Origin of the sequence: Antribacter soli, from assembly GCF_021568775.1 — a bacterium.
In the GTDB taxonomy this organism is placed as follows: Bacteria; Actinomycetota; Actinomycetes; order Actinomycetales; family Cellulomonadaceae; genus Antribacter; species Antribacter soli.
In genome coordinates this window covers 237613-243854 of record NZ_JAKGSG010000029.1, presented here as the reverse complement: position 1 = coordinate 243854, position 6242 = coordinate 237613, and the positions used below count along the sequence as shown (strand labels likewise).

At 72.3% G+C, this 6242-nt stretch carries 6 protein-coding genes; 5 read left to right on the top strand and 1 reads right to left on the bottom strand.

The window, feature by feature from the left end; all coding sequences use genetic code 11:
- Positions 1-95: 95 nt before the first annotated feature.
- Positions 96-857 (bottom strand): Rv1486c family protein, encoded by a 762-nt coding sequence (locus tag L1785_RS10760; protein WP_236089257.1) that lies wholly within the window; start codon positions 855-857, stop codon positions 96-98.
- 62 nt (positions 858-919) lie between these two features.
- Between L1785_RS10760 and L1785_RS10755 the strand changes: the two genes are divergently transcribed.
- From L1785_RS10755 to L1785_RS10735, 5 genes are all read left to right on the top strand, one after another.
- Positions 920-1705: an ABC transporter ATP-binding protein gene (locus L1785_RS10755; protein ID WP_236089256.1), complete on the top strand. Its 786-nt coding sequence runs from the start codon at positions 920-922 to the stop codon at positions 1703-1705.
- Positions 1706-1837: 132 nt separating this feature from the next.
- The gene (locus L1785_RS10750) at positions 1838-2260 is read left to right on the top strand and encodes an NfeD family protein (RefSeq protein WP_236089255.1); all 423 of its coding nucleotides are present in this window, start codon (positions 1838-1840) and stop codon (positions 2258-2260) included.
- Positions 2261-2356: 96 nt separating this feature from the next.
- Positions 2357-3544: an SPFH domain-containing protein gene (locus tag L1785_RS10745; protein WP_236089254.1), complete on the top strand. Its 1188-nt coding sequence runs from the start codon at positions 2357-2359 to the stop codon at positions 3542-3544.
- Between the two features lie 191 nt (positions 3545-3735).
- Complete coding sequence (locus L1785_RS10740) at positions 3736-4446, top strand: TetR/AcrR family transcriptional regulator (RefSeq protein WP_236089253.1); 711 nt, start codon at positions 3736-3738, stop codon at positions 4444-4446.
- Positions 4446-6200 (top strand): ABC transporter ATP-binding protein, encoded by a 1755-nt coding sequence (locus L1785_RS10735; RefSeq protein WP_236089252.1) that lies wholly within the window; start codon positions 4446-4448, stop codon positions 6198-6200. The genes L1785_RS10740 and L1785_RS10735 overlap by 1 nt, the downstream gene beginning before the upstream one ends.
- The last annotated feature ends 42 nt before the right edge of the window (positions 6201-6242 follow it).

The window sequence follows — 6242 nt, the reverse complement described above, 5'->3', positions numbered from 1 at the left end:
GTCGTTGGCGGGGGCCCCCCCCCCCCGCGGCCCCCCCCCCCCCCCCCCCACCCCCCCCCCCCCCGGGGGGGGGGGGGGGGGGGGCCGGGGAAGGGTCAGCGGATAGCGCCGAACGTCGCCGCCGACATCGCGTGGCGCGCGGTCCGGTCCACCTCGCGCAGCGCGGTCGAACGCTGGTCGACCTGCCAGGTGTTCACCGCGCCGCCGTCGTCCGCCGTGCCGAGGGCGACGATCGCGCGCAGCCGGGCGGCGAGGTCGAGGACGCGGGCCCGCCGGCCGTCGAGCTGCGGCACGGGCCACGACCCGGTGTGCGTGTGGCGGAGGCGCTCGATGGCGTCCGCGGCGTCGTCGCGCCAGCGCGCGACGTCGAGCGCGTCGAGCGCCTCGGTCGCCCGGACGAGGCTGGTGCGCAGCTCCCGCTCGGCGTCGGAGAGCGAGCCGATCGCGCCCAGGAGCTGCGTGGACCAGGTCGGGACGTCGACCACGTCCCAGCGCACCAGGTACCCGCGCTCGAGGTGGCTGCCGAACGCGGTGACGCGCGGGACGGCGGCCCAGCTGCCCGCCGGCGTGGTGACCGCGACGCACTCGCCGGACTCCGTCGCCGCGTGCGTGGCGGGGGCGGGAACGCCCGCCGCGTCGCCCGGCGCGGGCAGGAGGGCGCACGCCTCGCGCGGCCCGGTGGTCCAGAGCGTGACGAGCGTGTCGAGGTCGGTCCCGTCGGGAAATCCCGGCAGCCCGTACACCTCGTGCGGCTCGTCCTCGCCCTGGACCGACTTCACGGCGGAGGAGGTGTCGCCGACGCCCTGAAGCCACAGGGCGAGGACGACGCTGCGGGGAAGCATCGGGTCTGAGTCCACCCCGTAATGTTAAGAGGGCGGCGGGCGGGGAAGGCGCGTCCGCTCCGGTAGTGTCGGACGTCATGAGCTCGGTTCTCGACCTTTCGGGCGTCACCGTCCGACGCGGCACCTCGACCATCCTCGACTCCGTGGACTGGCAGGTGAACGAGGGAGAGCGCTGGATCGTGCTCGGTCCCAACGGCGCCGGCAAGACGACGCTGCTGTCGATCGTCTCCGCGCGCATGCACCCGACGTCGGGCACCGCCACGCTGCTCGGCAGCACCCTCGGCCACGTCGACGTGTTCGAGCTGCGACCCCGCATCGGCCTGTCGTCCGCCGCCCTCGCCGAGCGCCTCCCGGGCCACGAGACGGTGCGCGACGTCGTGCTCACCGCGGCCTACGGCGTGACGGGGCGCTGGCAGGAGTCCTACGACGAGCTGGACGAGCAGCGCGCCAAGGACCTGCTCGCGGCGTTCGACGTCGACCACCTCGCCGACCGCACCTACGGCACCCTGAGCGAGGGGGAGCGCAAGCGCGTCCAGATCGCCCGCGCCCTCATGACCGACCCGGAGCTCCTGCTCCTCGACGAGCCCGCCGCGGGACTCGACCTCGGCGGCCGCGAGGAGCTCGTGGGCGCGCTGTCCGAGCTCGCCGCCGACCCGCACTCGCCCGTCCTGGTGCTGGTCACGCACCACGTCGAGGAGATCCCGCCGGGCTTCACGCACCTCCTGCTGCTCGGCAAGGCCCGCATCCAGGCGGCAGGCCCGCTCGAGGAGGTCCTCACGGCGGACAACCTGTCGGCCGCGTTCGGGCTGCCGCTCGTCGTCATGCACGGCGGCGGCCGCTGGCTCGCCCGCGCGGCGCGCTGACGCCCCCCGAGAACCACGGCGGACACCCCGGGCGAAACGGACCGAAAGCCTCCCCGGCGCGCGCTAACCTTGGTAATGTCAAAGCAAAGATGCGCGCAAAGGCCCACGTGAGGGCCCCTCGGAGGGAGCACGATGGAGTGGTTGTGGTGGGTCGGCGGGGCACTGGTGCTCGGGCTGATCGAGATCCTGTCGCTGGACTTCGTGTTCCTGATGTTCGCCGGCGGGGCGCTCGCGGCCGCCGGCGTGTCCGCGGCCGACCAGCCGCTGTGGGTCCAGGTGATGACGTTCGCCGTGGCGTCGCTGATCCTGCTCCTCGTGCTGCGGCCGTGGATCGTGCGCAAGGCGCACGTCCCTGCGCTGGCGACGAACACCGACGCGCACGTCGGCCGCACGGCCGCCGTCGTGCAGGACGTCACGACCACATCGGGCCTGATCAAGCTGGTGGGTGAGGTGTGGTCCGCCCGCGCCGTGGACGGGTCGCCGGTGCTGCCCGAGGGAACTACCGTGCGTGTGGTCAGGATCGACGGCGCTACTGCCGTGGTCGAGCAGGCCTGATCCGGAACCTCCGGTTCGTCCGGTTCGTTCCCCGGGCGACGCAACGTCTGAAGCACCATCCGTTCTGAGCGGGCGCCGCCCGCAGGAGGAGTCCCCGTGGAGTTCGGAAGTGTCCTGGGCTATCTGGTCCTGATCATCGGCGTGATCGTGGTTCTGGTCGCGCTCTCCCGGGCGGTGCGGATCGTGCCGCAGGCCGTGGAGCTCGTCGTCGAGCGGCTGGGCCGCTACTCGAAGACGCTCAACCCGGGCCTGCACCTGCTCTGGCCGTTCATCGACCGGGTGCGGGCGGGCGTCGACATGCGCGAGCAGGTCGTCTCCTTCCCGCCACAGCCGGTCATCACGTCCGACAACCTCGTGGTCGAGATCGACACCGTCATCTACTTCCAGGTGACGAACTCCAAGTCCGCGGTGTACGAGATCGCGAACTACATCACGGCCATCGAGCAGCTCACCGTCACCACGATCCGTAACGTCATCGGCGCGATGGACCTCGAGCAGACGCTGACGAGCCGCGACCAGATCAACGGCCAGCTCCGCGGCGTCCTCGACGAGGCGACGGGTCGCTGGGGCATCCGCGTCAACCGCGTCGAGCTGAAGTCGATCGAGCCGCCGGCCTCCGTGCAGGGCGCGATGGAGCAGCAGATGCGTGCCGAGCGTGACCGCCGTGCTGCGATCCTCCAGGCCGAGGGCATCAAGCAGTCGGCGATCCTGACCGCCGAGGGCCAGAAGCAGTCGGAGATCCTCAAGGCCGAGGGTGACGCGCAGGCGCAGATCCTGCGGGCCGAGGGTGAGTCGCGCGCGATCCTCCAGGTGTTCGACGCCATCCACCGCGGCGACGCCGACCCCAAGCTGCTGTCGTACCAGTACCTGCAGATGCTGCCGCAGATCGCGAACGGCAAGTCGTCCACCATGTGGGTGGTCCCCACCGAGTTCACCGCGGCCCTCGGCAACATCGCCAAGGGCTTCGGCGGCGGCGGTGCAGGGCCCGAGAGCGGTCCGGTCGTCCCCGCCGGTCCGACGGTTCGCAGCGAGCCGCCGGCGTCCTCCTTCAAGGCCAAGTCGCTTCCCGACCCGGCCGAGGCGCTCGCCGAGGCGCAGCGCCAGGCCGAGGCGGCCACTGCCGACGCCACGCAGGCCGGGACGCGCTCGGGCGCGCCGTTCGACCCGACGACGTCGGCGGGCCAGCGGCCTGCCGGCCCGCGGTCGGTGCCGTCCGACGAGCCGGAGCCCCGGGACCCGGGCAGCTTCCCGCCCCCGCCGCCGCCCGCCCCGCCGGCCGGCTGAGCCGGCCCGTTCGAGTCAAAGAGTCAGAAGCTCCCCGCGACACATTGCGGGGAGCTTTTGACATGTCCGGGTCCGCCGGCGACGCCGCCGGGTCGGTGCGCGGGCGGCTCCGGGACCCGGCCTGTCTGCCCACGGCAGAAGCCGTCGAATTCCGGTTGCGGAGTGAGTGCTCACTCATTTAGCCTCGCAGGGTGAGCACCGACCAGCACGACGCGACCGCCGTCCAGGGGGAGCCGGCCGACCCGCCGGGCGACCGCCGTCGGGCAGCCCCGATGGCGCCCGAGGTCCGGCGGGCCGCGATCGTCGAGGCCGTGTCGTCCATCGTGGCCGAGCGGGGCGCCGCGGTCACCACCAAGGAGCTGGCTGCCGCGGCCGGCGTGGCCGAGGGCACCCTCTTTCGCGTCTTCCCCGACAAGATCGGGCTGGTCGGTGAGGTGGCGATCAGCGGACTGCGCACGGCGTCGGACCCGCGCCGCGCACGCGAGGAGCTCGCGTCCGTCGACCGGTCGCAGCCGCTCGAGGAGCGGGTCGCGCAGGTCGTCGAGCTGGGACGAGCCCGGATGTCCGACGTCATCCGGTGGATGACGGTGCTGCGCGGTCTCGCGATGGTCTGCCCGCCCGACCTGGGCGGGGAGCGTGCCTCCACCCTGCGCGCCGAGCTTGCCGCCCAGCGCGAGATGCAGCGCGCCGTCACCGTCGAGGGTCTCACCGCCGTGCTCGCCCCGGACGCCGGCCGCCTGCGGGTGCCCGTCGCGGTCGCCGTTGCCATCCTGGAGTCGGCGATCGCCGGCACCCACGGCCGCGTCGACCACCTCCTGCCCGCGCTGCCGCCGCGCGTCCTCGCCGACGCCCTGGTGCACGGCCTCGTCCATCCCGCCACCACCCAGCCCAAGGAGAACTGATGCTCGTCCGCCTCGTCGGGCGTTACGTGCGCCCGTACCGAGGGGCGGTGGCGCTGCTCCTCGCGCTGCAGCTCCTGCAGACCCTCGCGTCGCTCTACCTGCCGACGCTCAACGCCGACATCATCGACGGCGGCGTCGTCCAGGGCGACATCCCGTACATCTGGCGCACGGGCGGCTGGATGCTGCTCGTCAGCCTGGGCCAGGTCGTGTGCACGGTGATCGCCGTCTACCTGGGCGCCCAGGTGGCGACGGCGTTCGGCCGCGACCTGCGACGTGACCTGTTCGGCGCCGTGCAGCGCTTCTCGGCGCGCGAGATGGCGCAGCTCGGCGCACCCTCGCTCATCACACGCACGACGAACGACGTGCAGCAGGTCCAGATGACCGTCCTCATGACGTTCACGATCATGGTGATGGCGCCGATCATGCTGGTCGGTGGCGTCATCATGGCGCTGCAGGAGAACGTGACCTTGTCCGGCCTGCTGCTCGTGATCGTCCCGGTGCTCGGCGTGGCGGTGGGCCTCATCCTGTGGCGGATGGTGCCGCACTTCCGGTCCATGCAGAAGCGCATCGACGCGATCAACGCCGTGCTGCGCGAGCAGATCACGGGTCTGCGCGTGATCCGCGCCTTCGTGCGCGAGGAGCGCGAGACGCAGCGCTTCGGCCGCACCAACCAGGAGCTGTTCGACACCTCCTTGAAGGCCGGGTACCTGATGGCCCTCATGTTCCCGACGGTCATGCTCGTCATGAACGGCTCCAGCGTGGCGGTGCTGTGGTTCGGCGCCCGGCAGATCGACGCCGGGGCGATGCAGATCGGCTCCCTGACGGCGTTCCTGTCCTACCTCATGTACATCCTCATGGCCGTGATGATGTCGACGATGATGGTGATGATGGTGCCGCGCGCCAGTGTCGCCGCCGAGCGCATCGACGAGGTCCTCGGCACGGAGCCGTCGGTCGTGGAGCCCTCCGCGCCGGTGGCGCTCGCGCTGGACGACGACGGACGGGTCGCCGCCCGCGGCGAGGTCACCTTCTCCGGGGTCTCCTTCGGGTATCCCGGCGCCGAGGAGCCCGTGCTGCACGACCTGTCCTTCACGGCCGAGCCGGGCAAGGTGACCGCGATCATCGGGTCCACGGGTTCGGGCAAGACGACGCTGCTCAACCTCGTGCCGCGGCTGTTCGACGCGACGGCCGGCGCCGTGACGGTCGACGGCGTTGACGTGCGGGACCTGGCCGGCAACGACCTCGGCTCCCTCATCGGCCTGGTGCCGCAGAAGGCGTTCCTCTTCTCCGGCACGATCGCGAGCAACCTGCGCTACGGCAAGCCGGACGCCACCGAGGACGAGATGTGGGCCGCGCTCGAGGTGGCGCAGGCGCGCGACTTCGTCGAGGCGCTGCCGGAGGGTCTCGAGGCGCCCGTCGCGCAGGGCGGCACGACGTTCTCGGGCGGGCAGCGCCAGCGGCTGGCCATCGCCCGGGCCGTGGTCCGCGAGCCGCGCATCTACTTGTTCGACGACTGCTTCTCGGCGCTGGACTACGCGACGGACGCTCGCCTGCGGGCGGCCCTGGCGCCGCGCACCGTGGACGCGACGGTGATCGTCGTCGCCCAGCGCGTCGCGACCATCCGCGACGCCGACCAGATCCTCGTGGTCGACCACGGCCGCATCGTCGGCCGCGGCACGCATGCCGAGCTGCTCGCCGACAACCCGACGTACGAGGAGATCGTGGAGTCCCAGATGACGCTGGAGGAGGCGGCATGAGCGACCATGGCGAAGCCGTGATCATGCCGGCCGACCGGGTGC

Excerpts from the sequence above, each read along its gene's own strand:
- L1785_RS10735 (WP_236089252.1), top strand. The coding sequence starts at position 4,446 with ATGCTCGTCCGCCTCGTCGGGCGTTACGTGCGCCCGTACCGAGGGGCG.
- L1785_RS10750 (WP_236089255.1), top strand. The coding sequence starts at position 1,838 with ATGGAGTGGTTGTGGTGGGTCGGCGGGGCACTGGTGCTCGGGCTGATC.
- L1785_RS10755 (WP_236089256.1), top strand. The coding sequence starts at position 920 with ATGAGCTCGGTTCTCGACCTTTCGGGCGTCACCGTCCGACGCGGCACC.